We start from the raw sequence: 26,929 nt of genomic DNA on the forward strand, positions 1-26,929 counted from the left end.
AGCGCGCGCGCCTTTCGAGTCTGCGACGCGCCCCCGCTGCGTCCTTTCATTCGTGAACGGTCTTCAGATGGCCGGCAGCTCCGACCCTGCGAGATCGAGCCTGCGCCAAGCCCCGCTCCGGAAGCGCAGGAGCAGGATGACGGCCATGATCGCGATGTACCCCGTGAGCCAGAAGACGACCCACCCGATGCCGCCGCCGAGCACCCGCACGGAGATGAACGAGCCCGGCACGAAGACGCACCACGCCACGATCCCGCGGACCCAGGCGGTGAAGGCCGTGTCTCCCGCGGCGCGCAGCGACTCGGCGAGCGTCATCACGGTCGCGTCGAACATCTGCCACGTGATCGAGAGCGTGAGGATACGAGCCGTGATGTCGAGGAAGGCCTCGCGCTCGGCCCCGGGCGGCGCGAAGGGGAGCATGCAGTACCGCGCGAACACGAGGTAGACGAGACCCACGAAGCCCATCCAGCTGCACGCCACGAGGGCCGTGAGCTTCACCGTCTTCGGCACTTGATCGAGCTGCTTCGCGCCGATCGCTTGCCCCGCGAGGATCGCCCCCGCGCTCGTCAGGCCGAACGCGGGCATCGCCGCGACCTGGTTCACCTCCATCGAGGCCATGAACCCGGCGAGCGTGGTCGTGCCGAGCCCGTTGATCACGAGATTGATGAACAAGGAGAACGCGCCGAACTCGACGAACCAGTTGAGCCCCGAGGGGATGCCGAATCGGAGCATGCGCACGAGCTCGGCGAACCGGAGCTTTGCCTTGCCCTCCCGGGCGCTCGGGTGCTCGCCGACGCCCGCGAGGAAACACCCGAGGAGCACGAGGAAGGCGAACAACGTCGCGAGCGCGCTGCCGAGCGCCGAGCCGACGACGCCGAGCGCGGGCGCGCCGAGGTGCCCCGAGATGAACACCCAGTTCAGCGCGACGTTGAGCACCATGCAGAGGACCTGCGTGGCCATGGGCAAACGCGGGTTGCCGAGCCCGCCGTAATAGTTGCCGAGCGCCTCGAGCCCGATCGCCGCGCCGCCCGTGCAGAGGCGGACGGTGAGCCATTGCTGCATGAGCGTCGCGACGGCGGGCGTGTAGCCGATCGCCTCGACGGCCCGCGGCATGACGAGGGCGCCTGCGAAGTAAAGGAGCTGCGCCATCGCAGCCACGGCGAGGCCATAAAACCCGTACCGGCGGGCCCCGGCGTGATCGCCGCGGCCGTAGAGCTGCGAGGCGAAGCTCGACACGATGAAGACCACCCCCATCGGCAGGATGAAGAAGGCCATCAGGTTGAGCCCGCCCGTGGTCGTGGCGGCGAGGCTGTCCTGGCCGAGGTGCGAGACCATGGCGGCGTCGGAGACGCTCACGACGACCTGCGCCGAACGCGAGATGATGATCGGCCACGCAAGGCCGAGGAGCCTCCGCAGCGAGGGGGTGTGCGCGGCGGTTTCGATGCGCGCGGCGTCGATCATGGGGCGCGAGATGTGACACCGGACGAGGCGTCGCGCTCGCATCGCTCGCCTCCTCGGCGGCTTTGAGGCAAGAAAGCGACATGAACCGACCCCGCTTGGCGATCGCCACGTGCGCCCGTCTGCCCAACCTCGACGTCGACGATGCGCGGCTTTTCGAGGCCCTCGATGCGCGAGGGATCTCCTACCGTTGCCTCGTGTGGGACGACCCGTCCGCGCCCTGGGACGAGGCTGATCTCGCGCTGATCCGCACGCCGTGGGACTACTGGGACGGGCCCGGCCGCAGGGAGGCGTTCGTCGCGTGGGCCGAGCGGACGGCCGCGCGCGTGCCGCTCTGGAATGGCGCCGACGTCATCCGCGAGAACACGCACAAGTCCTACCTGCGCTCGCTCGAAGCGGCCGGCGTGTCCGTGATCCCGACGATCTGGCTCGCGCCGGGCGAAGGCGCCGAGGGCCTCGCGCGGCGGATCACGTCGCGGGGTTGGTCCGAGGTCGTGATCAAGCCGGCGGTCTCGGCGGGCTCGGTGGGCGCGATGCGGATCGACGTGCGGACGAACCCGAGCGAGGCGGAGGCGCACGCCGCGTCGCTCACGGCCTCCGGCGAGGTGATGGTGCAGCCGTATTTGCGCTCGATCGAGTCGGAGGGCGAGCTCAGCGTCGTGTTCTTCGGCGGCGAGGCGAGCCACGCGGTCCGGAAGGTGCCGTGCGCGGGGGATTTTCGTTCGCAGCCGGAGTTTCAGAGCCGCGTCTCGGCGACGCCGATCGAGGCCGAGGCGCTTCGCGTGGCCCAGGACGCGTTCGCGGCCGTGGGCAAGCCGCTCCTTTATGCCCGGGTGGACCTCGTGCGCGGCGACGACGGCGCGCTCCAGCTCATCGAGCTCGAATTGACCGAGCCGAGCCTGTATTTCCGATGGAGCGAGGGAGCGGCGGCGCGGTTTGTTGAGACGATTCTCGCGCGGATGTGATCGGGGAGCGATTCCGGCGAGGTCCTTGCGCCTGCCGATTGCATACCGCTGTCCAGCGGTCACCTCGGCGCCGCGCGGAATCACGCAATGCCGAACGATGCCATCGCAAAAGTACCGTCACGATCGCCGCGCCCGGCAAACGCGGGGATCGGCAGGAGGTTGACGCATGATGTCAACGGGGACGGGAAGCGCGCGCGGTGACGAACGCAGCATGTGCGACCTCGTGCCTGTCCGTGATTGACGCGAGCCTGGACAATCCGGTAGCGTACAAAGAATGGTCGCCCCAACCCCCGAAACTCCTTCGCCCCTCGACCAGCCACCGAACTCCGCGCCGATCGACGGCGCCCTCGCTCCCCTCGACGACCCCGACGCCGCGCTCGCCGCGGGCCCGACGAGCCGCCGCAATTTCCTTGCGGGCGGCATCGCCGCGGCCGCCGCGCTCGTCGGGGGCGACGCCCTCGCCTTTGGCAGTGGCGGGGATCCGGTCTACCGGATCCACCCGGCCATCGGCATCGCCCGCGTCGGCAACGCCGACCCGGACACGTACTTCATCGGCCCCGAAATCCCGGGCCAGCCGCCCCTCGGCAGCGCCCCCGGCACCGCCGTGCCGTCGTACAAGGTCGACGGCAAAGTCAAACCCCAGGCCGCACGTTTCCGCATTTTCGAGTATCGCTGGATCGGCGGCAAATTGACGCTGATTCGCGAGGTCACGCTCGGCACGCCCGGCGTCATCGACATCACCTGGACGGCGCACCTCGCCAACAAGAAGGCGTCCTTCCACAAGTTCTACGGCATGGCCGGCGAGAAGGGGCCGCCGGGGCCGCTGCGGAATGCGTCGGTCGCGGATCGGCGCTCGCTCGAGATCGATTTCGGCCCGCGCTCGATCAGCGGCTCCTCCGAAGGCCCCGTCAAGTTCCGCCCGGGCACGAGCGACGACCCCTCCCAGGAGTCGTGTCCGCTCGGCGCGGACGGCGAGCCCGTCATCAAATACCTCGGCCAGCTCCGCACGGACGTCGAGGGGCGGCTCATCGTGCTCGGCGGCAAGGGGCACGCCCGATACAACACGGCCACGCCCCCGGACCTCCCCTCGTACGCGAACAACGACGGCTGGTTCGACGACATCTCCGACGGCCCGGTGACGGCCGTGGTGACGATCGAGGATGGCAATGGCGGCGTGCGAAACGTCCCGGTCGACGCGGCCGGCGGAGCGTGGGTGCTCGTCGGCCCGCCCGATTTCGCGCCGAACGTCACGAGCGCGGTCACGCTTTACGACATCCTCTATGACATGGCCGTGCGCGAGCTGCCCGTCCCGCACGACAACGCGCTCTACGATCCGGGTGGCCCGCTCGCGCGCCTCCGGCAGCTCGCGTCCGATTACCAGCCGTCCGGCGCGGTGGAGTTCCCGGACTTCCTGCCCGATTTCACCACCGAGATCCGCCCGATCTTCGCGCGCGGCGGCGGCTATCGCTGGGTCATCAAGTCGGCGGGGGACAAACACGGACCCCTCTTCGATCCGACGCTGGGCGATCCCTCCCCGCAATACGCCAAGACGCGCAAAGGCTTCTTCGGGGCCATGCGCGCGCCGAACGGGGCCGAGGTCCCGAAGGGAAAGGGGAGCATGCCGCTCCTGCTCGGGGACGACCCCTACAACAACCAGGCGCCCGACTACGAGCAGCGCCTGGCCGTCACGCCGACGCAGTTCGGGCTCTTGCGCAACTGGGCGAACGGGCAGTTCGTCCCGGGCCCGGTCGCGGTCCCGCCTTCGGGGATCACGCCGCACGGCCTCGATCGCGCCCAGCTCGAGGCGGCCTCCGGCGGCGCGTTTTTCCCGGGCATCGAGGTGGGCTGGCAAATCCGCAATGCCTCGCTGTTCATCGAGCCCTTCCGGCTCGACCTCCAGGCGACGAGCGGCTACTGGGGCGAGGACGCCCCCATCGGGCCGGGGCATTTCTCGCGGCAGATGGCGCTGCCCTGGCATGCCGATTTCACCGATTGCGCGGCCGAGGGCAACCGGGGCTGGTGGCCGTCGATCCGGCCGGATGACGTCTTCCCCGACGCCGAGGCCACGACGCGCGTCCCGTGGGCGCGGGCCACGCATCGCTTCGGGAGCGGCAAGACCGAGGTCCAGCACGAGGACATGGTCGACAACTGGTACAAGTTCGGATTCGTCGTACGGCAGCCGGACAAGACGCAGATCGAGACCGAGCGCGCGCCGCACATTCCCTGAGCATTCCTGCCCCCCGCCCCCCGGCGTTCGCTCCGAACCGTAGCGCCACAGACAGAACACCGACGCGGGCGTCCCAGGTGCGTTGACGCTCCTGCCTCCCCGGTGCGACCATCCCGGCCATGCAGGAAACGATGAACCACGTCAGCGCGGGCCTCACGAGCTTGAAGACCACGCTCGTCGAGTTCGCCGTGCGGTACGGGCTTCAGATCCTCGGCGCGTCCGTCATCGTCTTCGTCGGGCTCAAGGCCGCGGGATACCTGACCCGGATGCTCGACGCGTGGCTCGAAAAGAGGACCACGATCGACGTCGCGCTCCGGACCCTCCTCGTCCGCCTGCTCCGCCTCGTCGTCGTCGGCGCCACGATCGTCATTGCCGCCGAGAAGATCGGCGTCCCCGTCGCCTCGCTCATCGCCGGCCTCGGCGTCGCCGGCGTCGGCATCGGCCTCGCGATGCAGGGCGTGCTTTCGAACCTCATCGCGGGCATGACGATCTTTTTCCTCAAGCCCTTCAAGGTCGGCGAATACATCGACGTCCTCAAGGAGCACGGCGAGGTCGTCGATATCACGTTGTTCTCGACGACCCTGCGCCACACCGATCAATCCCTGATCGTCATCCCGAACCGCCAGATTTCCGGGGAAATCCTGCACAACTACGGGACGAAGCGCCAGCTCGACATCGAGATCGGCATTGCGTACGCCTCCGATATCGGCAAGGCGATCGACGTCGCGACGGAGACGGTCCTCGCCGATCCGCGTGTCCTCCGCGAGCCCGCGCCGCTCATCGGCATTCGCAAGGTGGGCGACGCCGTGCTCACGATCTCGGCGCGCCCCTGGGTGCCCGTCCCCGACTTCGAGCAGGCGCACCTCGGCCTGTATCGCGCGCTCGTCGAGGCGTTCCGCGAGCACGGCGTCGACATGCCCTTCCCCCAGCGCGAGATCCGCGTGGTCCACGCGGAGACCGGCGCGACGCGGGCCGTCCTCGGCGCGCCGGTCGTCAAGGTCAACTGACGCGGGTGGTCACTCGTCGTGCACCTTGAGCCCCGGGATGCCCAGCATCACGGCCTGACCGCTCACGGCCGAGCCCGCGATGTGCAGGTTCTTCAGGTTCTTGAGCCCCTTCAGCGGCGAAAGATCGGTCACGCGCGTGTTCTTCATCTGAAGCATCTCGAGCTTCGTCAGCTTGGAGAGCGGCGTCAGATCCGTCACCTCGGTCTCGTCGATCTGCAGCTCCGTCAGGCTCGTCAGCCCTGACAGCGGCGTGAGATCCTTGACCGGCGTCCGGCCGATATCGAGCCGATCGAGCTTCGCGAGGCCCGCGAGCGGCGTGAGGTCTTTGACCTGCGTGGCCGCGATGCGAAGCGACTCGATCGTCGTGAGCGTCTTCAGCGGGCTCAGATCTTCGATCTTCCCGGGCGGCAGGTAGACGCCCTTCACCGACGTGAACAGCGGGAAGATGCACGGGTCGATCTCGTCGAGCTTCACCTCGGTGAGCTTCAGCGTCTTCACTTTGCCGAGGTCCGCCTTCGTCAGCGCGCCCTCGGGCTTCTGCGCCTGGCTGCGCACGGCGTTCTCGAACGCCGGATCCGTGAACGTGATCGTCGCGTCCTTCGAGCACACGACGTCCTTCTTCTTCGGCGGCGGGGCCGGCTCCGCGGCGCTCGGCGTGGGCGCGGGCGTGGGCGCCTGTGCGGCGGAGGCGACGGGCGCGGCGCTCGGCTTCGGGGGCGCGGCGTCGGGCTTCTTTTCGTCGCATCCGACGAGCGACGTGAGGGCGATCGAGAGGGCGAAACCCGCGAGGGGAGCGATCGTTCGGGGCAGCATCGGCGCCGATGGTACAAGGGCCGTCTGCGGAGGGGTAGATCCTGGCTACGGCGGGACGAACGCGCCGTTGCGCCGCGTCACGATCACCCGTACCATCGGGTCTCCCGCGAACCGCGAGGGAGCACTTGACGGCCGCACGACTCGACTTCGGCAACACGCTGAGCGAATTGGCGCTCGCCCCGACCTACAGGGCGTTCGAGAGCTTTCGCGAGGTGCGCGTCCCGCAAGGCCTCGCCGAGGTCTCGCACGACAGGCTGCTCGGGGCGCTCACGTCGGCCGTCGAGATCACGGCGAAGCGGCTCGGCCTCAAGGCCCGCGACGTCGAGGCGATCCTGCCGTGGGCCGGGTACATGGGCCAGCTCCAGCAGCTCGAGCGCGCGCGCGTCGAGGCGCAGAGCGTCTTCGAGCAGTACGCGGCCTCGGTCGGAGGCCTCCTCACGGGCCTCGCCGGCGCCACGATGGAGGTCGATCCCAAGCGCAAGAGCGCCGCGCAGACGCTCACGAACGTGGCGCGCCGCTTCTCGCGCGAGCGCGCGCTCGTGGGCCCGCTGAAGGTGCTCGCGGCCGAGCTCGAGGCCTGGGAAGAGGCCATGGAGAAGGCCGGAGAGCTCATCGATCGGAGCCGGCTCGTCCATCGGCACCTGCAAAGGCGGCAGCTCTTTCGCGTCTCGCTCGTGTTCTTGATCTTCGCGATCTGCTCGGTCGCGGCCGCGTTCGTGATCCGCGAGCGCCGCATCGCCGCTGCGCGTCAGAAGCTCGACGCGCGCATCACGGCCGCGACCGATCCGTGCTCGATCACGGACATCGACGAGGAAGAGAAGCGGCACGCGCTCCCCGAGCATTTCACGCGGATCGACGAGAAGAAGAAGGTCTGCGAGGAGCGCCGCGCGCGCGAGCGGTACGAGGCCTCGTGCGACGCGCTCGCGAAGGCCGTCGAGTCGGGCAAGCTCTCTGCGGAGGACAAGGCGACCGCGAAGACCGCCGCCGAGAAGCTCGAGCGCGCCGCGGAGGGCAAGCTCGTCGCCGCGGACCTCATGGCCAAAGAGTCCGAGATGCCGTGCGGCGACACGAAGGCGAAGGGCCGCATCTGGCTCGCGTACGCGCGCGGCGCGGCGCGCTCGTCGGCCGCATGGGCCGACGTGCCGGAGATCTCCGAGGACCTGAAGAAGGCGCTCGCTTCGAAGGATCTCGAGAAGGAGACGGCCTACAAAAAGGGCATCGCGCCGGACGCCGAAGAGGTCGCGTCCCGCGCGATCAAGGGCGACGCCGTGGCCATGGAGCGCGCCGAGAAGCTCTGCAATGGTCGTGCGGCCTACGGGCTCGAAGTCGGCAAGAAGTGTCAGCGCTTCCTTCAGATTCTCGCAGGGCTCGCGAAGCAAAAAAAGAAGTGAGCTGCGCGCCCGTGAAACCCCGGTGTTGACGTTGGGGGCTCCGCTCCGCGAGCGGAGCTCGCGCCCCCAAACCCCCCGCGCGCCTTGACAGCCTCGCGACGAGACGGTTCGATCAGCACGATGGAGCGCGCGGCCGACGACGTCTTCCAGCGAGCCCGTGCGCGCGTGGGCCAGGTCCTGCGCGGCAAGTGGCGGCTCGACCACCTGCTCGGCGTCGGCGGCACCGCGTGCGTCTACGCGGCGACGCATCGGAACGGCAAGCGCGGCGCGGTGAAGCTCCTCCGCCCCGAGTTCGCGACCGACGAGGAAGCGCGCCATCGCTTCCTGCGCGAAGGGTACGTCGCCAACCGGATCGAGCATCCCGGCGCGGTCGCCGTGCTCGACGACGACACCGCGGAGGACGGCGCGGTTTTCCTCGTGATGGAGCTCCTCGAAGGGCAGAACCTCGAGGAGCGCGGGCGCTCGCAGCCCGGCGGCCGCCTGCATCCGTCCGAGGTCGCGTTCGTCGCGGAGCGCCTGCTCGACGTCCTCGCGGCCGCGCACGACAAGGGCATCGTGCATCGGGATCTGAAGCCCGAGAACGTGTTCTTGACCCGAACGGGCCAGGTGAAGATCCTCGATTTCGGCATCGCGCGCATGCGCGACAACACGGCCGTCGGGGGCGTCGGTCGCGCGACGGAGGTCGGCAGCGTCATGGGCACGCCGGCCTTCATGCCGCCCGAGCAGGCGCTCGGGCATACGGCCGAGATCGACGCGCGCACCGACCTCTGGGCGCTCGGCGCGGTCATGTATTACGCGCTCTCCGGCCGGCTCGTCCACGAGGCCGAGACCGTGAACAAGGTCCTGCTTCTGGCGATGACGCGGCAAGCGCCGCCGATCGCATCGATCGTGCCCGGCCTCCCTTCGAGCTTCTGCGAGGTCGTCGATCACGCGCTCGCCTTCGATCGCCAGCGCCGCTGGCCCGACGCGCGCGCGATGCAGCGCGCCCTCCGCGCGGTGATGCAGCACATGCCGCCGGCGCCGCCGATCACGATGGGCCCGGCCGCGACGGGCGCTGCAAACGTGCCCGGCGCGGCGCGCCTCACGGGCTCGCCGTTCTCGCGTGACGCCTCTTCGCCGCTGCCCTCGCGAAAAACCCTCCTCGTGGGCGTCTCGCTCGCGGCGGCCCTCGTGCTCGGTGCGGGCGGGTTTTTCCTCGTCCGCGTCCGCGGCGCGACGCCTGCTTCGGCGGCGACGCCTCCCACCGCGGCCTTGCCCGAGCCTGCGCGGTCCGTCGCCCTCGCGCAGGCCGTGTCCGCGGCGCCCGCGCCGTCTGCCGCTGCCGCGCCCGCGCCTTCGGCGAGCGCTCCTTTGCCGGCGACGACCGGACCGCGTGTCGCGCCTGCCTCGACGCCCGCTCCGAAACCCTCCACGAAGCCGCCGCAGGGCGGCACGACGAAGGACATCTTCAGCGAATGGTGACCTGGAAGAACGACCGCTCGACCTGGGAGCGGCGCAAGCTGCGCGCCGTGGGGATCAGCGCGGCGCTTCTTTCCCTTTTGCTCGCGCGCCCTGCGGCCGCCGACAAGACCGACGACGACGCGCGCCGCGCCGAGGAGCTCTTCAAGGAGGCGCGCGCGGCCATCGACCGGAACGATTACGTCGCGGCTTGCCCCAAGTTCGAGGAGAGCCTCGCGCTCGTCCGCCGCGCGGGCACGCTCTTCAACCTCGCGCAATGCGAGGAGCACGAGGGGCGCCTCGTCACGGCGCTGCGTTATTACAAGGAAGGCATCGTCGTCCTCGACCCCGGCGACCCGCGCCTCGCGCCTTCGAAGAAGAAGCTCGCGGAGATCGAGCCTCGCATCCCGTACCTCACGATCAAGCCCAAGACGGAGCTGCCCAAGGACGCCCGCGTCACGATCGACGGCAAGGAGGCCGAGGGGGTCGGCGTCGCGATCCCCGTCAATCCCGGCACGCGCACCGTCTCGGTGCTCGCGCCGAAGCGCACCGAGGAAAAGTTCGTCGTCGAGGTCGGCGAGGCGGAGCAGGTGGAGATCCTCGTCAGCGCCGGCAAGGTCATCATCGAGCCGACGCGGCCGGTGACCGCCGTCCTCGGGCCGCGGCGCATCGCGGGCCTTGCGGCGCTCGGCGTGGGCGGGCTCGGGTTCGTCGGAGCGATCATCACGGGCGGGATCGTCGTCTCGGCGAATGGGCGCGTCGAGGAGGGGTGTCCTCGCGTGCAATGCGACACGGCGAAGGGGTACGAGGCGGCCGAGCTCGGCAAGACGATGCTCGTGGCGAATGCGATCGCGTGGGGCGTGGGGATTGCGGGCGCGGGCGCGGGGGCCGTGCTCCTGCTGCTCGACGGGAAAAAGAGCCGGGAAAAAACCAAGACCGGCCATTCCTTCGTCGTCGGGCCCGGCTTCGTGGGGGTCGAAGGGAAGTTTTGATGCGATCCACGAAGAAGACGCAGGTGCTCTCCCGGGCCCTCGCCCTGTCGCTCGTCCTCGGCGCGGGCGGGTGCGTGGTCCTCGGCTACGATTTCGACAAGCAGCCGCCGGTCTCGTGCGAGCGAGCGCAGGACTGTCCGGGCGAGGACACCGCGTGCGGCAAGCGGGCCTGCGAGCAGGGCGTGTGCAACTTCGTCGACGTGAAGCCCGCGGGGGAAAAACCCCTCGGCCAGCCGCTCCACGATTGCCAGGACGTGACCTGTGACGGCGCGGGGCATGCCGTCTCCAAGCCGGCGCCGGATCAGCTCCCCGAGGATGGAAGCGAGTGCACCGAGGACAAGTGCGTCGATGGCACGCCGCTCCTCGTGCCGTTCGAGAACACCACGGCTTGTGGCAAGGACAAGCTGCTCACGTGCAACGGTCTCGGGTCCTGCGCGGGTTGCACGATGCCGAGCCAATGCGGCGACGAGGGCCCCTGCTTGAAATGGTCGTGCGAGGAAGGCGTCTGCATACGAGCCTTCACGCCGGCGGGCACGATCGTCGCGAACACGGTGACGGGCGATTGCGTGGCGGAGGCCTGCGACGGCGCGGGCAACCTTGGCCAGATCCTCGATCCGACGGACGCGGCCGACGACGGCGATCCCTGCACCGACGACATCTGCACGGACACGGGCACCGAGCACGCGAATGCAGCGAACGGCACTCCGTGCGAGGGCGTCTGTCAATCGTGCACGGACGGCGTCTGCGGCGATTGCAGCCCCGGGTTCGTGTGCGATGGCGTGGAGAAGTGCGTCTCGACGGGCGACCAGCCCGTGGGGGCGGTGTGCATGAACAATCCCGATTGCATGACCGGCTTTTGTGTCCAGGGGGTCTGCTGCGACAGCGCCTGTGACGGCAAGTGCATGGGGTGCATCAAGACGGCGACCGGAATGCCGAACGGCGTATGCGCGCCGGCCCTCGACGGCAACAATCCGGGGGGGCGTTGCACGGGCGCGGACACCTGCGTCGGCGGGATGTGCCGGTGTGAGAACGGCGTGCAGGACGGGAGCGAGGCCAAGGTCGATTGCGGCGGGGTCTGCGCGCCGTGCGCGGGCCAGTGGTTCTGCAATGGCGTGGCCGGCTGCGGCGCGCCCAAGCAACAATGCTGCGGGGCCGAGTGCATCTCCGATTGCCCCGACGACACGACGGCGTGCTTCGAGATCCAGGCCATGCCGTGTTTCCTCGGCGAGCCGGCGAGGTCGTTCACGGGCGGCACGGTGAAGGACGGCGGGTGCTTCTTTCAATATGCGTGCGAACGCATGACGTGCATCTGCCAGTAATCGCCCGTCGCACTTGACCCTGCCGGCTTGCCGGCCGAAGCTTGCCGCGTGCACTCGCTCCGCCCGCTCCGAGGTGTCCTCCTCGCGCTGACGTGCCTGGCGCTGCCGATCCGCGCCCACGCCACGCCCGATGCTTCGGCGCTTTCGCCCGGCGCCGCGTCTGCAGCGGCCGCCGCTTCCGCTTCCGCTCCCGCTCCCGCGCCCGCTTCCGCTTCCGCTCCCGCGCCCGCGCCCGCTTCCGCTCCCGCTCCCGCCGCCGCTTCCGCTTCCGCCGCCGCCTCCGCCCCTCCTCCCACCGCCGAAGGCGTCCCCGTCCGTGTCCGCGATGCGCGCCTCTTCGCGCTTCGTGTCCCCCGCGCGGGTGAATCTCCCGAGGAGCGCGCGCGCGCCGCGACGATGGCCCTGCGCGCGGCCGCCGAGAGCGGCGAACAGGCGGCCGTGCGGGTCGAGCGCCGCGGCGATGAAGCTCTCGTCATCGTCGCCGATCGAACCATCGTCACCTTTGGCCCCGACGACGCCGCGTCCGCCGGCGAGCCCAGCGCGGCCACGCTCGCCGAGGATGTCGCCGGCCGCGTCCGGGTCGCGCTCGCCAAGGAGCAATCGCGCAGCGCCGCGCTCCTCACCTTGCTCTCCGTCGCGCTCGTCGTGCTCTCGGGCATGGTCGCCCTCTTCTTCGCCCGCAAGATCGGCCAGATCGCCGACCGGGCGCGCGCCTTCCTGGAGGAGCACCCCGAGCGGATCCCCGCGATTCGCCTGCAATCGATCGAGGTCGTGCGGCCGGAGTCCTTCCGCGCCGCCATGCTCATCGCCACGAAGGCCGCGCGTGTCCTCTTTCGGCTCGGCATCTTTTATGGCTGGGTCCTCATCGGCCTCTCGCTCTTCGAGCCCACGCGCGGTTATGCCGAGCGCCTCAGCGGCTTCGTCTTCGGCCCGCTTTATTCGCTCCTCGCGCGCCTCATCGGCTCGCTCCCCTTGCTCGTCGTCGCGGTCATCGCCGCGATCGCCCTCATCGTCCTCGTCCGCTTCATCAGCCTGTTTTTCGAGGGCGTCGCGCGCGGCCAGACGACCCTCGATTGGCTCCCGGCCGATCTCGCCGCGCCGACGAGCATCCTCGTCCGGGCCGCGGTGGTCATCGGGTTTTTTCTGGTCGCCGCGCCGCTCGTGCTCGGCGACGACGACGGCGCCCTCGTGCGCGCCGGGACGGCCGTGATCGCGGCGCTCGCCCTCTCCACCACGCCCGTCGTCGCCAGCGCGGCCGTGGGGATCGTCGTCGTGTACGGCCGGCGTTTGTCCGTCGGCGATCACGCCGAAATCGGCGGGCGTGCGGGAAGAGTACGCGCGGTCTCGCTCCTCGAAGTGGAGCTCGAAGGCGAGGACGGCACGTTTCGTATCCCGCACCTTTATTCGCTCGTGCGGCCCACGCGCCTCCTTGGCCCCGAGCCGCCGGTCTCGGTCGAGGTCACGCTCGAAACGAGGGCCCTCGACGAGGAGGTGCGCGAGCTCTTGCGCGAGGCGGCGGGCGCCGTGGGCAGCCGGCCGCGCGTCGAGCTCGTGCGGCTCGACGCCGAGGGCGCTTGTTATCGCGTCACCGCGCATCGCGCCGGCGCGGGCGCTTCGAGCGAGCTCGTGGTGATCCTCGCCGAGGCGCTCTCCGCCGCCGAGATCCCGCTCGCGCGGGCCGGCGTGCGCGTCGTGGCTACTTCCCGACCTGCGCGCGCATGAATGCGCGCCAGTCGTCGGGCTTCATCGTCTCTTTCGAGAGCAGCTTCAGCTTGTAGGTCACCCATTCGGGGTGATTCGGCAGGCTCAGCTCCATGTCGACGATGTGGGACTCTTTCTGGTCCACCCAGACGAACCCGCCTCGATTCTTGAGCCCCGGCCCGTCCATCTTGTACTTGCTACACGGCGTGCTCTCGCGCGTCTCGTCGCCCACGTACGACACCACGACCTCGCCGCGGTATTCGAAGATCGGGCCCCTTTCGGCGTACGTCGGGTTCGCGACGCCGATCTTGAACGAGCCGAGCGGGTCTTTCAGGTACCGGAACGCGAGGTTCAGGCTCCCGAAATCGAAGCTGTGCACGTGGAACGGCGATTGCGCGATCGTGATCGTATTCGGGGCGAACCCATTGATCTCGACCCGCAGCGTCTGCGTCATTGGCGCGTATTCGGCCACCGCGACGTCGCGCTCTTTCCCGCCGCGCGTCATCTGCCGCGATTCGAGGCGCGTCGCCAGGAAGCGCGTCCAGTCCATCGTCGCGAGGACGTGGCTCGCGCTCTTGGGCTTCGGCTCCCGGAATTTGAACGCCTCGATGGTCTCTCGATTGACCACGTAGAACGAGACACGCTCCGGCTTCGACCCGTCCGTGTTCGACTTGACGTAGTGGTAGGCGATGCCCACGGGGAGCTTCGACGCGTCGAACGAGAATGCCTCGACGCCCTGCGGCTCGGCTTTCGGGCCGCCGAAAAGCCCGGAAATCGGCCCGCCGCACCCCGCCAAGAAGAGCGTCGCCGCCAGACAGGTCGCCCCCAGGACCGCTCGCATGCGCCCGCATGCTAGCAAAGTTTTCACGCCAAACGAAAGATCCTGACCGGCTCTTTTCGACCGCGCACGTGCAGCGGCGCCGTCGCCGTCGCCTCGGGCAGCTCGAGGCCGCACGATTCGAAGACGCGCGCCGTCACGAGGATCTGGGATCCAAGCTCCTTGTTCAGCCCCTCGACGCGGGAGGCGACGTTCACCACGTCGCCAATGACAGTGTATTCTTTTCGCTCCGACGAACCCACGTTCCCGATGAGCGCCTTGCCCGACGCGATGCCGATGCCGACCCGCGTCGCCGGGATCGATCCGTCCGCGACGAGCGCTTCGAGCTTCGACACGATCTCGATCGCCGCTTCGATCGCGTTCTTGCAATCGTTGTCGCCCCGGAGCGGCGCGCCGAACACGGCCATGAAGCCGTCGCCGAGGAACTTGTTCACGATGCCGTGGTGCGCGTTGACGCTCTCGATCATGAAATCGAAGAGGGCGTTCAGGTACCCCACGACCTCCTCGGGGCTCTTTCGCTCGGCGAACGCCGTGAAATTGCGGACGTCGAGGAACATCACGCAGACCTCGCGCACCTCGCTCTTGACGTCGGCCTTCTGCGCGAGCAGCCGCTCCACGACCGCGGGCGAGACGTGCTGGCCGAACACGCTGAGGATGCGGCTGCGATCTTCGAGTGATTCGAGCGTCCGGCGGAAACCCTTCTCCAGCCGCCGCGCCACGAACCCCGCGGCCACGCCGCTCGCGAGCAGCACGAGCGCCTTGCCGCCGTGGTGCGCCTTCGACGTGAGCGAGGCGCTCGCCACGCCGAGCTGCGCGGCTCCGCCCGAGAGGAACGCGAGCAGGCCGTACTCGGTCGCGGCCACGATGCCCGAGAAGACGCAGAGCTTCGGATCGAGCCGCAGCGTCGAGAGCAGGATGAACACGAAGTACACGAATGCCGGCGGCAGCAGCAGCGCCTCGAAGGGCTCGACGATCGACATGTAATAGACGATCGCCAGCGTGGGCAGGCTCGTCTCGACGAACGTATCGATGTAACGCCGCGCCGCGGGCGGCTTCGTGCGGCTCTTGATGAACTTCTCGAGCCCGCGCAGCACGACGAGCTCGTAGGCCGCGAACCCGCCGAGCAAGAGGCCCACGCGGACGCGATCGAGGCGGCTGTGGAAGAGCTCGGCCATCGCGCCCGGGTACGACGCCGAGAACGCGAGGAACGCGATGAGCGCGCCGCCGAAGATGCCCGCGAGCAGCTGCGCCCGGAAGCGCTCGCTGATGAGGATCTCCCGCGCGAGGCTCGCGTCGATCGCCGCCGTCGCGCGGGGCGTCGGGCCCTGTCTCTGGTCGGTCACCAAGGACCGCGATGCTACCACCTCGCGCGCCGTCGACGGATCGATCGAATGAGCGCACGAGCGCCGACCCAGGTCGAGAGCCTGGATCGGAGCCCGCGGTCGAGCGGCGTCAGGGGGGTTCAGCGAGCATGCCGGGCCGCTGGGAGGTGCAATCGAGGGCCACGGCGGAAGACCTCGTCGAGAGAGGTCAGCCCTGGGCGATCTTCTCGTCGGCGATCGTGAGCGCGGCGTCGAGCGCGGCGATGCCCTCGTCGAGCTCCTCCTCCGTCACGATGAGCGGCGGCGCGATCACGAGGTGGCTCACCCACGCGAGCACCGTGACGCCGCGCTTCGTCATCTCGGCGGCGACCGCGTCGATGACGAGCGGCTTGCGGGCGGCCTTGTCCTGCGGCGTGTTGAACGGCTCCTTCGTCGTGCGGTCCTTGACGAGCTCGACGGCCCAGAAGAGGCCGAGGCCGCGCACGTCGCCGATCGACGGGTGCTTCGCGGCGAGCGCCTTGAGCTTCTGCCCGAGCAGCTCGCCCATCTTCGCCGACCGCTCGATGAGGTCGAGCCGCTTGTACTCGTTGATCGCCGCGATCGCGGGCGCGAGCGTCAGCGGGTGCGCCTCGTAGGTATGGCCGTGCGCGAAGTAGTTGTCGTCGAAGAAGTCGGCGATCGCGCGGCTCGTCGCGACCACGCCGAGCGGCATCGCCGCGTTCGTCACGCCCTTCGCCGTCGTCAGGATGTCGGGCGTCACGCCCCAGTGCTCCACGGCGAACCACTTGCCCGTGCGGCCCCAGCCCGTCATCACCTCGTCGGCGATGAGCAAGACGCCGCGCTTCTTCGCGAGCTCGGCGAGCTTCGGCAGGTAGTCCGGGGGCGGCACGAGCACGCCGTTCGTCCCGACGATCGGCTCGACGATGACGGCGGCCACGTTCTCTTCGTGGTCGATCATGTACGCGAGGTAATCGGCGCAGGCCGTGCCGCACGTGCCCTGCTTTTGCTGGAGCGGGCAGCGATAACAATTCGCCTCGGGCCCGAATATCACGCCGGGGATCTTCCCGGTCGGCTCCACGAACCAGCGGCGCAGGTCGCCCGTCGCGGCGATCGAGCCCGCCGTCGAGCCGTGGTACGAGGTGTAGCGGGCGATGATCTTGTGTTTGCCCGTGTAGAGCCGGGCGATCTTGATGGCGGCCTCGTTCGCCTCGGTGCCGGACGTGGCGAAGAAGAACTTGTCGAGCCCCGCCGGCATCACCTCGAGCATCTTCAGCGCGGCCTTCGCGCGCACGTCGCACGTGTACGAGGGCCCGATGAACGCGAGCTCCTTGGCTTGCGCGCAAATGGCGTCGATGACCGCCTGGTTCTGGTGGCCCAGGTTCGAGCAGACGAGCTGCGACGAGAAATCCAGGTATCGTTTGCCGGAGGCGTCCCAGAAATGGCAACCCTCGGCCTTCGTGACGTGCAGCGGCTTCCAGCCGCGCTGTGCGCGCCAGGTGCCGTAGGTATGCCTCGCTGTGAGCTCGGAGATGTCGTCGGTCATGGCCGCGCATCCTAGGCCATCGCCGAGCGCTACGGAACGCCGGTTTTTGGTGAGGGCCGTTGCCGCGGTCAGGGCATCTTGACGACGTGGAAGGTCTGGACGAAACCCGGCTTCGACGGCGTGCCGAAGACGCCGAGCAGCTTCGAGTCGGGCACGATGTAGATCGCCTTCAGCGCCGAGATGTCGAGCTTGCCGCCGGCCGCCGTGAACGGAGTGGGCTTCTGCCCCTCCTTCACGCCCTCGATCTTGCCCTTCGACCACTTGAGCTTCATCGACAGGCTCGACACGTCGAGCTCGTCGCGGTTGTCCGGCCAGCCGATGCTACGGATCGCAACGAACTGACCCTCCTCGAGCTTCTGCGCGAGCTTCGGCAGGACCTCCGCGACCTTCTCGTCGAGGTGCTCCTCGCACTCGCCGGGCTGACAGACGCGCATCGGATCGCGGCTCTGCCCGTCCTCTCCGAAGAAGTGGATCTCGAGGCTCCCGGTCGACTCGTTGCGCTTCTCCATCGGCACGACGAAGAGCTTCTTCGACGCCGACCAGCCGATGCGCCGGCCGCCGCCCTTGATGATCTCCTTCGCGAGCGACTCCGACTCGCTCAGCGCCTTCGCCTCCGCGGGCTTGCGCTCCGGCGCCTTCGCCTCGGCGGGTGTTTCGCCCGCGGGCTTTGCCTCGGCGGCCTGGGTCTCTTCCGCGGGCTTCGACTCCTCGGGGGCCGCCTCTTTCGTGGTGCTTTCGCCGCCGCCTTCGGGCGTGACGGGTTCCTTCGCGGGGCCGCAGGCCGGCAAGAGCGCGAGCACGAAGGCGAGGGAAGCGAGCGAGCGAACCATGGGGGAGACCTCCTGGGGGTTTGGGGCGCAGGACACCGCAGGTGATCCGAAGCCCCAAGCGTCGACCGATGTGGTTCGAGGAAGCTACTCCAGGCCGAGCCCGCGCGGAAAACCTTTTCCAGCGCGCGGAGGCCGGTACACTCGCGCATCATGCAAAACCACTCGGGTTCTTTCTCTTTGCCTCGCACCACGACCGGGCTCGCTCTTCGGCTCTCGGCGCTCTTCTTGCTCGCCGTTCCGCTCGGCGCGTGCGGGGACGAGGCGCCGGCGCCTCCCGGGCCGATCCCGCTCGACGCGCTGCGTGAGGAGCTCGCGCATGCGACGTGCGAGCAAAACGTGCGGTGCGGGCTCACGCCGGACAAGGCCACGTGCGACGCGACGCAAGGCGACGAGCAGCAGACGCTCCAGCTCCTGACGGACGCGGTGCTCGGGCGCGTGACGTACGATGAGGCCGCGGGCCGCGCGTGCGTCGAAGCGATCCGCGCGTATGCGTGCGACACGCGCGCCTCGGCGCAGAAGGGCGTCTCCGACGCGTGCGCGGGCATGTTCGTCGGGACGGTGCCCGAGGGTGACGCGTGCCTGCTCGCGGAGGAGTGCGCGGGCGACAGCTTCTGCGACACGTCGATGCCCACGGGGGGCGGCGTCTGCTCTCTTGGCGTGTGCAAGAAGCGGCCGGCGCTCGTGGCCGTGGGCGGCGATTGCACGACGAACCCGTGCGTCGCGTCGGCCTACTGCGATCAGGCGGCAATGCCGTTCACGTGCAAGGCGCGCAAGGACAACGGCGACGCGTGCGACGCGGTCGATCAATGCAAGGACGGGATGCGCTGCGACGTCGGCGGCAACCCGCAGACCTGCTACCTCTTGCAAAACCGCGGCGGCCAGTGCAATCCGTCGTTGCAGCAAGGCGCGTGCTTTCGGTTCGACGATTATTGCCACCCGACGGACCGCAAATGCGTGCAGCTCCCGAAGGACGGGACGCCGTGCACGATGGACAACGAATGCCTGGAGTATGCATTCTGCGACAACGGCACGTGCAAGCGGAAGGCGACCGAGGGCGAGGCGTGCATGGGTGACGGCGATTGCCTCGGGACGCTCTGGTGCAACGAGATGGTGTGCACGATGCGGGCGTCGAATGAGGTTTGTGCGTTCTGAGAGGGCGTGACCGCGGGCAAGGAATGCCCGTGGCGGGGGGGCGTCCCGGCGATGCTTCGATCTACATGCCCTCTCGAACCTCCGTGGCGCGTTCAAGCTTCGCGTGGAGCTCGTCGAAGACGGAGTCGGAGAGGGCCGCGGGGTCGGCGGATAACCCTCGCGCCCGGAGCAACGGGACGTAGAGGCAATCGTCGAGGAGCGCGGCGCGCGTGGCCTCGAGCGCCCCGCGGTCCTCGATACCGGCGTCGATGAGCGCGTCGAGGAAGGCGAGGCGGCCCGGCACGTCGTCCACGTGCTCGGCGGCCCGGAGGCCCAGGCGGAAAATCTGCGCTGCGCGTCCATCGAGACCGAGTCGCGAGGCGAGGCCGCCGAGGTAGTGGAGGTATCGGAGCACGCATGGATCGTCCGGCTCGGCGAGGCCGCGCATGCAGAGCACGCGGGCTGCGAGATCCTCCATGACGCGCTGGCACCGGGGCAACTCACCCGATGCTGCATGCAGACCTACGCGGTAGGTGACCCGCAAGAGTTTGTGGAACCCGCTGACGTTCCAGGCATCGCTTTGGAGCAGAGCCGCTGCCTCCGCGAATTGCTCCAGCCTGGCGAGCGTGAGAAGCTCCATCTCTTCCAGTAATAGAAATGGCTGCTCGCCACAGAATGAGCGCGCCCGGCGCAAGAAGTCGAGGGCGCCTGTGAGATCCCGGGCGACGAAGTACGTCTTGACCGAGTCGACGACGTACACGTTTCGGAGCAGGTCGGACAACGATCGACGCCGCACGAGCACTTGCCACGATGCTGGGTCGATCTCCACCTCGCCCAGCCGTACGGGCTCGCCCGAAAGCGTCTCGACCACGAGCGCGAAATGGGCGAGCGCGGACTCGTGATCACCAACGATGCGGCGCAGCCTGCCGAGGTTGATCCAGGGCTGGATCATGTGCGCCCCTGCAATTGTGACGCCGTGCCGTCCGACCAGGCGCGCGGCCCACCCCAGTTGTCGCGCGCAGACCTCTGCCGCCGCGCGCGGGCGACCTCGGTAGACCTCGATGAGCCCGGTGTTGTTGCAGCACTCTTCGATGCGCGAAAAGGCAGCGTCGTCCGGCTCCAGGGCGTTCAGCCTGCCGATCAAATCGGACGCCCACACGCGGAGCGGCGGGCGCCGTACTCTCCCCTGTTCGGCGAGCGTATCAGGGGGGAGCCATGCGTCGCGTGGATCCATGCTGGAGAGCTCCTTCGGCAAAGGGTGAAATGAAAGAAGCGGCTGGCGTGGTCCCACGCGCAACCGCTCCCGGACTATACGTTGCTTGCGGAGCTCGGTCCCGAACGGCAAGAACCATTGGTGCAACCACCACCGTTGACGCTCGCGCCACCGGTCACCCCGGCGAGATCGAGATCATCGAGCTCTGCAATCTCGAACTCGATCGCTTCCTCCGCTGGCACCTTCTCGTTTGGGTTTCTCTTTTCCTCGGGCATATTCTTTCCCTTTGGGTCGCGTACTAATGCGCCATTCGTACTCTGTCGTTGAATAAGGAGAGGCTGACGTGTTCCAACGTGCAGCCGCTTCCGGAGGTCACCTGCAAAATCCGTTGGCAGTGCCGCAACTGCCGCCCCTGCAACCACAGTCGGCGGCGAGAACTGCCTCCGCCACATTCCCCTCGCTGCCGCCGGTCACCTCGGCGAGGTCCATCTCGTCGAGCTCCATGATCTCGAGCAGAATCGCTTCCTCCGTCGTAATTTCTTCGTTCGTGGGTTTCACTTTATCGGACATGTTCTCTCCTGTCGTCAGTCCCGCGATGCGGGCTCATCGAGCCGATCGACGGCCATCGTCGGGAAGCTCGATGTGCTCTTTGCTTGGCGCCATCCTCTCCGCGACCTCGCGGACCCGCGCCATCCGGGTCGGGTATTCGAGCAACTCGAACAGCTCGCTTTTCGAGTTTGTCCGCGTAGGAACGCACGGGCGCGTGCCATCCGTGATTCGCGGCAGCGGGCACGAGATGCCCTGGCAGCTCGGCAGCACCGCGCACTTCTGACACTGGGAATCCCGCTGAAAGGCGGGCTCCGTCCATAACGCCATCCGATCATCATCCAGCACCAGCCTGCCGTCCTCGTGGAGACGGCCCACCACGTTGTTCTCGTCCTTGTCGAGCACGACGGTGCATTTCATGACCTTGCCGCTCGCACCAATGATCAGGTTGAACGGTCGCGCGGCATAACAGACCTGACCTCCGACGAAACTCACGTCCTTCAGGGTGGAGACCCTCAGGCCATGTCGATGCGCCAGCGCTTTCAGCGCGCGTTGCACGGTGTCGCGCTCATCGTCGCTGCACACCTCGAGCTGCGGGTCGTTCGGCCCACCCCAGCGCCCCACGGCATGAAAATCGAGCGTGAAACGTGAATCCCCGTGGAACGTCTTCTCCACGAGTTCAAACAGCTCCTCGAGGTGGGGATGGTTGTTCTTGTCGAAGTTGACCCGCAGCGTGACGGAGAACTGGTCACGCCGTTGCGAGAGTGCTTCGAGGTTCTGGAAGATCGTCGCAAAGCTCCCTTGCCCGTCCCGCGTCGGCCGACTGCAATCGTGGGTCGCGGCGAGACCGTCGAGCGTGATTTGAAAAGCGTTCACCCGCCAGGCGAGCAGCTTCTCCGCGACCTCGGGCGTGAGCAAATAGGCGTTCGTCGTCATGTGGCTCCGGTACGCAACCCCGTGCCTCTCCGCGAGCTCGGAGAGGTACGGCGCCAGGTCCTCGACGGCCTCCCAACCATAAAGGGGCTCGCCGCCGAACCACCGGATGTCCAAGGCGAGCAGCTTCTCGATCCGAGCCTCGACCAGCCGCTTAATGCCGCGCCGTACCCCCGGGCGCATCGTGCCGCGCGCGAAATCCTCGTAGCAATACGTACACCGGAAATTGCAGTCCTCCGACGAGAGCACGAAGAGCTCGAGCCTGTCGCTCCGGTAATGCTGCTGGCCAAAGGCGAGGAGGAACTTCCGATACTCGTCCATTCCCTTCCGAACCAGAAATCCGCGCTCCACGAGGTACCCGGCAAGCCCCTCCCTGCGCGACTCGAACCCTTGCGCCTTGAGCAACGTGAGCACCTGCGGGACCTGCTCGGGCTTGAAGACGCTGATCGCCGTGCTCAGCGTATTCCACAGGATCAATCGCCCGTCGTCGGTCGTCGCGTGCACGTTGAAGCGCGAGGGCACCCAGGACTCGATCCGCGACGCATTCGACAGCTCTTCCGGCTCGGCCTCCGTCAGGTCATGGGGAGATTGCTGCAATACGTTCAGCCGCACGATTCGTGTTGCGCTCATGACGTCTCTCTCGCTCGTACCTAGGTCGATTGCGACCGGAGCGGGAGCCGTGAGATCGTCTGGCCGGATCCGACGCACCGCCTTACATGGTCCGACGCCATGAACGCCGCGAAGAGGGGGCTCGGGGGAGCCGCGATATTCGTCCTGCTCCCGCTGCTCCTGCCCGGGTGCCACGACCCGGAATGCGTACGAATCGCGGCGCAGGTCGATGCTCCGCCGCCGACGAGCCCGGGCTCCGGGACGACGAGCGAAAGCGTGGCAGAGCCGACTCCACGGTTCGTCGGCGTGATCCTTTCTCGAAATACCGTCGATATCGCGCCCAGGTTCGATGGCAAGATTGGTGAGGTCTCCGTTCGTCTCGGAGATCGGGTCCCCGAGGGGGGATTGATTGCCGTCCTCGACGCACCCGCGGTCGCCTTCGACGTACGCATGGCGGCGGCCGCCTTGAAGAGCGCGGAGTTGTCACGCGATCAGGCCAAGCAGGAGCTTGCCGAGGCCGAGGAGCGCTTGGCACGGCGTGAAGGGCTCTCTGCCGAGGGCCTCACGACCGGGGAGGACGTCGCGACCGCTCGCCATCAGGTCGCGATCCGGCGAGCGCACGTCGAGACCCTCTCCGCGCAGATCGACGAGCGGCGCGCGAAGCTCGCGCTTTTCCGTAGAAGCAAGACGGACCTGCACATCACCGCGCCCTTCGAGGGATACATCGCCGCCCGTTTCGTCGATCCGGGCGCCAGCGTGACGGCAGCGACGCCCGTCGTGCGGCTCGTCGGTGCGCGCTCCTTGTTCGTTCGATTCGCCGTGCAGGAGAGCGAAGTCGCGCTCCTTTCCGCCGGTCGCGCGCTGCGCATCGGGACGGTCGAGGGGAAACCCGAGGTGGTGCTCGATGGAAAGGTGGACAGGATCGCTCCGGAGATCGACGCGGCGTCACGAATGGTCGTCGTCGAGGCGACGATCGAGGGAGGAGATCTCCAGAATGCCGTGCTTGCCGGCCGAGGCGCGGAGGTCTCTCTCCGGCCGGACCCGTGAGGCCCCACCATGGATCGAGGCGCGCCCAGGATGTTCCGACGCGAGGCTCTCCGGAGACATGCGGGGCGGCTCGAGGGCGACATCCTCCGAACGCCTTCCGGCTGGACGACGTGGTCGTATCGCATCCTCGTCGCTGCCCTCGTCGTCACCTTCGCATTCACCGTCCTCGCCACGATGTCCGAGTATGCGTCCGGCCCTGCCGTCGTCTGGGTCCCCGGCAAGCTCGACCTCACGGCGACCGTCCAGGGAACGGTGCATTCCATCGACGTTCGATCCGGGCAGCGCGTCGAGGCGGGGGAGCTCCTGGTTCGCCTTCAATCGTGGCAAGCCGAGGCCGAGCTCTCGCGCGCGCAGCGCGAATTCGATCTCCAGCTCATGAAGACCCTGCGTGATCCGTCCGACGCGCAGGCGCGGCAGACGCTCACCTCGCTCCGAGCCCAGAAAGACCTGGCCAAGGCGCGCCTGGAACAGCTCTCGATTCGCGCTCCCCACGCCGGCGTCGTGGGGGATGTCAGGATTCGCCCGGGTCAGGCGGTCGCGATGGGCGACGTCGTGCTCCACCTGCTCGACGCCAGCAGGGAGCCCTCGATCCTCGCCATCGTTCCTGCCCAGTACAGGCCCCAGCTTCGCCCCGGCATGTCCATGCGCTTCGAGCTGAAAGGGTATCGTTTTGCGTACACCGAGGCGACCATCACCTCGGTCGGCAACCAGATCATCGGCCCCCACGAGGTGCAGCGTTACCTGGGACAGGAGCTCGGGGATACGGTCGAGATCAAGGGGCCCGTCGTGCTGATCGAATCGGTTCCCTCGTCCCCGACGTTCGAGATCGAGGGGCAGCGCTTCGACTTCCACCATGGAATGAGCGGCGTGGGGGAAGTGCGCGTGCGGTCGGAGCGCGTGATCGTGGCATTGATTCCGGGCCTTCGCGTGCTGCTCCGGGGGACACATGGATGAAGAAGCGCAATCCCGAGATCTGCGCCGCCGCTTCCCGGCGTTCGCGCGCCTGGGTCAGAAGGCAAAGCGCATCCCGTTCATCCAGCAACTCGCGTCCACCGAATGCGGGGTTGCCTGCCTCGCCATGGTGCTCGGGTACCACGGCAAGAACGTCCCTTACGAGGAGCTCCGCAGCCTCGTCGCGCTCGGCAGGGGCGGCACGACGGCCCGGGAGATCCTGCGCGCGGCCCGGCACCATGGGCTCCGCGGCCGCGGTGTGCGGCTCGAACCGAGGGCCCTCGGGTACCTGCCCACAGCGTCGATCCTCCACTGGGATTTCGACCATTTCGTCGTCCTGGAGAGAGTCACGAAGAGAGGAATCGACATCGTCGATCCGGGCGCAGGCCGGCTCCGGCTGCCGCTGTCCGACGTCGACCGCTCCTTCACCGGCGTCGCGCTCGTGCTCGAACCGTCCGAGCATTTCCCTCCCCCCGAGGGCGTGAGCAAGCGAGCGCCTTCGTCTGGATATCACGCCCTCCTGCGCGAGGCGGGCGCGTGGGGGCGCATCGTCACGACCTCGTTTTTCTTGCAGGCCATGCTGCTCGCTTTGCCCGCGCTGACCGGCACCGTCGTGGACCGCGTGGTGCCCCGGAGCGACCTGCACATGCTGCTCGTGCTGGCCATCGGAATCGTGGGCATCGTGGTGTTTCACCTCCTGGCATCGCTGGTACGGGCGCACCTCCTCCTCGACATGCGCACGATTCTGGATGCCCGGATGACCGTGAGCTTCATGGAGCACCTCATCGCGTTGCCCTACGCTTTCTTTCAGCGCCGCTCGACGGGGGATCTCCTGATGCGGCTGAACAGCAATACCCTCATCCGCCAGATCTTGACCTCGGGCATGCTGTCGGCGCTCCTCGATGGGACGATGGCGGTCGGTTACCTCGCCCTGCTGTTCATGGTGAGCTGGAAAATTGGGCTGCTCGCCCTGGCGTTCGGCATCGCTCAGATCGGCATCCTCGCGCTCACCAGCAAAAAGCGCAGAGAGCTCGACGCCCGTATGCTCGCCAGGCAGGCGCGCGCCGAGGGGTATCAGGTCGAGCTGTTCGCCAACGTGGAGACGCTCAAGTCCATGGGAGCGGAAGCGCGCGCGCTGGAGCAATGGTCGAACCTGTTCGTCGACGTGCTGAACGCGTCGCTCTCGGAGGGCAAGCTCGACGCCGCCGTCGAGGCGCTCGGCAGCACGCTCCGCATGAGCGCGCCGCTCGTCGTTTTGTGGGTCGGGGCCATCCAGGTGCTCGACGGAACGATCTCGCTCGGAGTGATGCTCGCGCTCAATGCGCTGGCCGCCGGCATCTTCGCGCCGCTGTCGAGCCTCGCGTCGAATGGGAGCAAGCTCGAGCTCCTCGGTTGTTACCTCGAGCGGGCCGAGGATGTTCGGCGGACGCCGCCCGAGCAAGTGCCTGGGAGCAAGGTATTGAAGCGCGTGCGCGGGCGCATCGAGCTCGAGCGCGTGAGCTTTCGGTACAACCCGCTCGACCCGCTGGTGGTCGAGGACGTCTCCCTTCGAATCGAACAGGGGCAGTTCGTCGCCATCGTCGGCCGCTCGGGCTCGGGCAAGACGTCCCTGGCGTGCCTCCTCGCAGGCCTTTACCGCCCCGACGCCGGCAAGATCCTCTATGACGGGTGTAACCTCGCGGACCTCGATATCCGTCATGTACGCAGCCAGCTCGGGATCGTCACGCAGAAAATCTCGCTCTTCGGGACCACCATCCGTGACAACATCTCCCTGGGAAACCCGGATGCGACCGTGGACGAGGTCATCGAGGCCGCGCGCCAGGCGCATATTCATGACGATATCGCGGCGATGCCTGCGGGCTACGATACGGTCCTCGCGGATGGTGGGAGCTCGCTCTCCGGGGGCCAGCGTCAGCGCCTGGCGCTGGCCAGGGCACTCGTGCGCAAGCCGTCCATCCTGCTCCTGGACGAGGCCACGAGCGCCCTGGATGCCATCACGGAGGCCGCGTTGAACGATGAGCTGGCGAAGCTGCGGTGCACGCGCATCGTGATCGCGCATCGCCTCAGCACGGTCAGGGACGCGGATAAAATCCTCGTGATGCACGAGGGCCGCCTGGTGGAGCAAGGACGCCATGCAGAGCTCGTGGCCCGCGGCGGGTGGTATGCATCGCTGGTCGCAACGCAGATGGAGAAGGACGCGTGAGCGCGGCGAGCTTGTGGACGACGGCGGCCTAGACGCGGCCGTGCTCCGCGAGCACCTCGCGCAGGCGCGCGCGTTCCAGCTGCGTGAGGACGGGATCGAGCCAGTCGAGGAGCGGCCGCACCTCGGTGAACGCGCGCCGCACGGGGTTATCGGTCTCGCGCAGCATCCGGCGCACCTGGAGCGCCGACGTCGGCGAGTGCGAGAGCAAGGTGCCCGTGCGCTTCAGGTGCGGCTCGGTCTGCATCACCGCCGTGTAGGCGTCCACGGCGTCCTGCGGGAAGACCTTGGCGTCGAAGAGATCGACCAGGCACACGTACGGTCCGCCGATGGCGCTCACCGCGGCGTCGTGATCGCGGGCCCAGGCGACCGCCTCCCCGGCGCTGACCGGTGACCAGACCCGAATCTCGACGAGCTTGCCGACCCGATTCTCCACCTTGTACACGCGCCGAGCGT

The 26,929-nt window shown here is 68.2% G+C and carries 23 protein-coding genes; 12 read left to right on the forward strand and 11 right to left on the reverse strand.

Features of this window, described 5'->3' with window-relative positions; genetic code table 11:
* Window positions 1–63 precede the first annotated feature (63 nt).
* Window positions 64–1,503: an MATE family efflux transporter gene (locus QHF85_RS05225; RefSeq protein WP_281325937.1), complete on the reverse strand. Its 1,440-nt coding sequence runs from the start codon at window positions 1,501–1,503 to the stop codon at window positions 64–66.
* Window positions 1,504–1,541: 38 nt separating this feature from the next.
* On the opposite strand from QHF85_RS05225, the gene QHF85_RS05230 reads away from it, so the two are divergent.
* The 3 genes from QHF85_RS05230 (at window position 1,542) to QHF85_RS05240 (ending at window position 5,657) form a co-directional block, all read left to right on the forward strand.
* Window positions 1,542–2,423, forward strand: a complete 882-nt coding sequence (locus tag QHF85_RS05230) for a hypothetical protein (RefSeq protein ID WP_281325938.1) — start codon at window positions 1,542–1,544, stop codon at window positions 2,421–2,423.
* A 274-nt stretch (window positions 2,424–2,697) separates the two neighbouring features.
* A complete protein-coding gene (locus QHF85_RS05235) occupies window positions 2,698–4,650 on the forward strand; it encodes a LodA/GoxA family CTQ-dependent oxidase (protein WP_281325939.1) in 1,953 nt (650 codons plus the stop codon).
* A gap of 131 nt (window positions 4,651–4,781) precedes the next feature.
* Window positions 4,782–5,657, forward strand: a complete 876-nt coding sequence (locus QHF85_RS05240) for a mechanosensitive ion channel family protein (RefSeq protein ID WP_281325940.1) — start codon at window positions 4,782–4,784, stop codon at window positions 5,655–5,657.
* A gap of 9 nt (window positions 5,658–5,666) precedes the next feature.
* Here QHF85_RS05240 and QHF85_RS05245 read toward each other — a convergent pair whose 3' ends face one another.
* The gene (locus QHF85_RS05245; RefSeq protein ID WP_281325941.1) at window positions 5,667–6,470 is read right to left on the reverse strand and encodes a leucine-rich repeat domain-containing protein; all 804 of its coding nucleotides are present in this window, start codon (window positions 6,468–6,470) and stop codon (window positions 5,667–5,669) included.
* Window positions 6,471–6,595: 125 nt separating this feature from the next.
* Between QHF85_RS05245 and QHF85_RS05250 the strand changes: the two genes are divergently transcribed.
* From QHF85_RS05250 to QHF85_RS05270, 5 genes are all read left to right on the forward strand, one after another.
* Window positions 6,596–7,861, forward strand: coding sequence for a hypothetical protein (locus tag QHF85_RS05250; RefSeq protein WP_281325942.1), 1,266 nt, complete (start codon window positions 6,596–6,598; stop codon window positions 7,859–7,861).
* A 120-nt stretch (window positions 7,862–7,981) separates the two neighbouring features.
* Window positions 7,982–9,322, forward strand: coding sequence for a serine/threonine-protein kinase (locus tag QHF85_RS05255; RefSeq protein WP_281325943.1), 1,341 nt, complete (start codon window positions 7,982–7,984; stop codon window positions 9,320–9,322).
* The gene (locus tag QHF85_RS05260; RefSeq protein ID WP_281325944.1) at window positions 9,316–10,290 is read left to right on the forward strand and encodes a tetratricopeptide repeat protein; all 975 of its coding nucleotides are present in this window, start codon (window positions 9,316–9,318) and stop codon (window positions 10,288–10,290) included. Before QHF85_RS05255 ends, QHF85_RS05260 begins: the two co-directional genes overlap by 7 nt.
* A complete protein-coding gene (locus QHF85_RS05265; RefSeq protein ID WP_281325945.1) occupies window positions 10,290–11,609 on the forward strand; it encodes a hypothetical protein in 1,320 nt (439 codons plus the stop codon). Before QHF85_RS05260 ends, QHF85_RS05265 begins: the two co-directional genes overlap by 1 nt.
* Before the next feature lie 48 nt (window positions 11,610–11,657).
* Window positions 11,658–13,331, forward strand: coding sequence for a mechanosensitive ion channel (locus tag QHF85_RS05270; RefSeq protein WP_281325946.1), 1,674 nt, complete (start codon window positions 11,658–11,660; stop codon window positions 13,329–13,331).
* Here QHF85_RS05270 and QHF85_RS05275 read toward each other — a convergent pair.
* The 4 genes from QHF85_RS05275 to QHF85_RS05290 all read right to left on the reverse strand — a co-directional run bounded on the left by QHF85_RS05275 (window position 13,306) and on the right by QHF85_RS05290 (window position 17,843).
* A complete protein-coding gene (locus tag QHF85_RS05275; protein ID WP_281325947.1) occupies window positions 13,306–14,151 on the reverse strand; it encodes a hypothetical protein in 846 nt (281 codons plus the stop codon). The two genes, QHF85_RS05270 and QHF85_RS05275, sit on opposite strands and share 26 nt — an antisense overlap.
* Window positions 14,152–14,174: 23 nt before the next feature.
* Entirely contained in the window at window positions 14,175–15,491 is a 1,317-nt protein-coding gene (locus QHF85_RS05280) for an adenylate/guanylate cyclase domain-containing protein (protein WP_281325948.1), read from the reverse strand.
* Between the two features lie 187 nt (window positions 15,492–15,678).
* Window positions 15,679–17,013, reverse strand: a complete 1,335-nt coding sequence (locus QHF85_RS05285) for an aminotransferase class III-fold pyridoxal phosphate-dependent enzyme (RefSeq protein ID WP_281325949.1) — start codon at window positions 17,011–17,013, stop codon at window positions 15,679–15,681.
* A 68-nt stretch (window positions 17,014–17,081) separates the two neighbouring features.
* Window positions 17,082–17,843 (reverse strand): hypothetical protein, encoded by a 762-nt coding sequence (locus tag QHF85_RS05290; protein ID WP_281325950.1) that lies wholly within the window; start codon window positions 17,841–17,843, stop codon window positions 17,082–17,084.
* Between the two features lie 150 nt (window positions 17,844–17,993).
* On the opposite strand from QHF85_RS05290, the gene QHF85_RS05295 reads away from it, so the two are divergent.
* Window positions 17,994–18,995, forward strand: a complete 1,002-nt coding sequence (locus QHF85_RS05295) for a hypothetical protein (RefSeq protein ID WP_281325951.1) — start codon at window positions 17,994–17,996, stop codon at window positions 18,993–18,995.
* Between the two features lie 61 nt (window positions 18,996–19,056).
* Here the strand turns inward: QHF85_RS05295 and QHF85_RS05300 are convergent, their stop codons facing one another.
* From QHF85_RS05300 to QHF85_RS05315, 4 genes are all read right to left on the reverse strand, one after another.
* On the reverse strand, window positions 19,057–20,208 hold the full coding sequence (locus QHF85_RS05300; protein WP_281325952.1) for a hypothetical protein: 1,152 nt from the start codon (window positions 20,206–20,208) through the stop codon (window positions 19,057–19,059).
* A gap of 74 nt (window positions 20,209–20,282) precedes the next feature.
* Window positions 20,283–20,462: a hypothetical protein gene (locus QHF85_RS05305; protein ID WP_281325953.1), complete on the reverse strand. Its 180-nt coding sequence runs from the start codon at window positions 20,460–20,462 to the stop codon at window positions 20,283–20,285.
* 97 nt (window positions 20,463–20,559) lie between these two features.
* Window positions 20,560–20,757 carry a hypothetical protein gene (locus QHF85_RS05310; protein WP_281325954.1) on the reverse strand — a complete coding sequence of 66 codons (198 nt, stop codon included), beginning with the start codon at window positions 20,755–20,757 and terminating at the stop codon, window positions 20,560–20,562.
* A gap of 33 nt (window positions 20,758–20,790) precedes the next feature.
* Complete coding sequence (locus QHF85_RS05315; protein WP_281325955.1) at window positions 20,791–22,296, reverse strand: radical SAM protein; 1,506 nt, start codon at window positions 22,294–22,296, stop codon at window positions 20,791–20,793.
* Between the two features lie 99 nt (window positions 22,297–22,395).
* On the opposite strand from QHF85_RS05315, the gene QHF85_RS05320 reads away from it, so the two are divergent.
* The 3 genes from QHF85_RS05320 to QHF85_RS05330 are packed head-to-tail and all read left to right on the forward strand — an operon-like array spanning window position 22,396 to window position 26,476.
* Window positions 22,396–23,322: an efflux RND transporter periplasmic adaptor subunit gene (locus QHF85_RS05320; protein ID WP_281325956.1), complete on the forward strand. Its 927-nt coding sequence runs from the start codon at window positions 22,396–22,398 to the stop codon at window positions 23,320–23,322.
* A 30-nt stretch (window positions 23,323–23,352) separates the two neighbouring features.
* Complete coding sequence (locus QHF85_RS05325) at window positions 23,353–24,276, forward strand: HlyD family efflux transporter periplasmic adaptor subunit (protein WP_281325957.1); 924 nt, start codon at window positions 23,353–23,355, stop codon at window positions 24,274–24,276.
* Entirely contained in the window at window positions 24,269–26,476 is a 2,208-nt protein-coding gene (locus QHF85_RS05330; protein ID WP_281325958.1) for a peptidase domain-containing ABC transporter, read from the forward strand. The genes QHF85_RS05325 and QHF85_RS05330 overlap by 8 nt, the downstream gene beginning before the upstream one ends.
* 28 nt (window positions 26,477–26,504) lie before the next feature.
* On the opposite strand, the gene QHF85_RS05335 is transcribed toward QHF85_RS05330, so the two are convergent.
* Window positions 26,505–26,918: a hypothetical protein gene (locus QHF85_RS05335; RefSeq protein ID WP_281325959.1), complete on the reverse strand. Its 414-nt coding sequence runs from the start codon at window positions 26,916–26,918 to the stop codon at window positions 26,505–26,507.
* Window positions 26,919–26,929: the final 11 nt, after the last annotated feature.

It is taken from the genome of Polyangium sp. 6x1, from assembly GCF_029946515.1.
GTDB lineage: Bacteria > Myxococcota_A > Polyangia > Polyangiales > Polyangiaceae > Polyangium.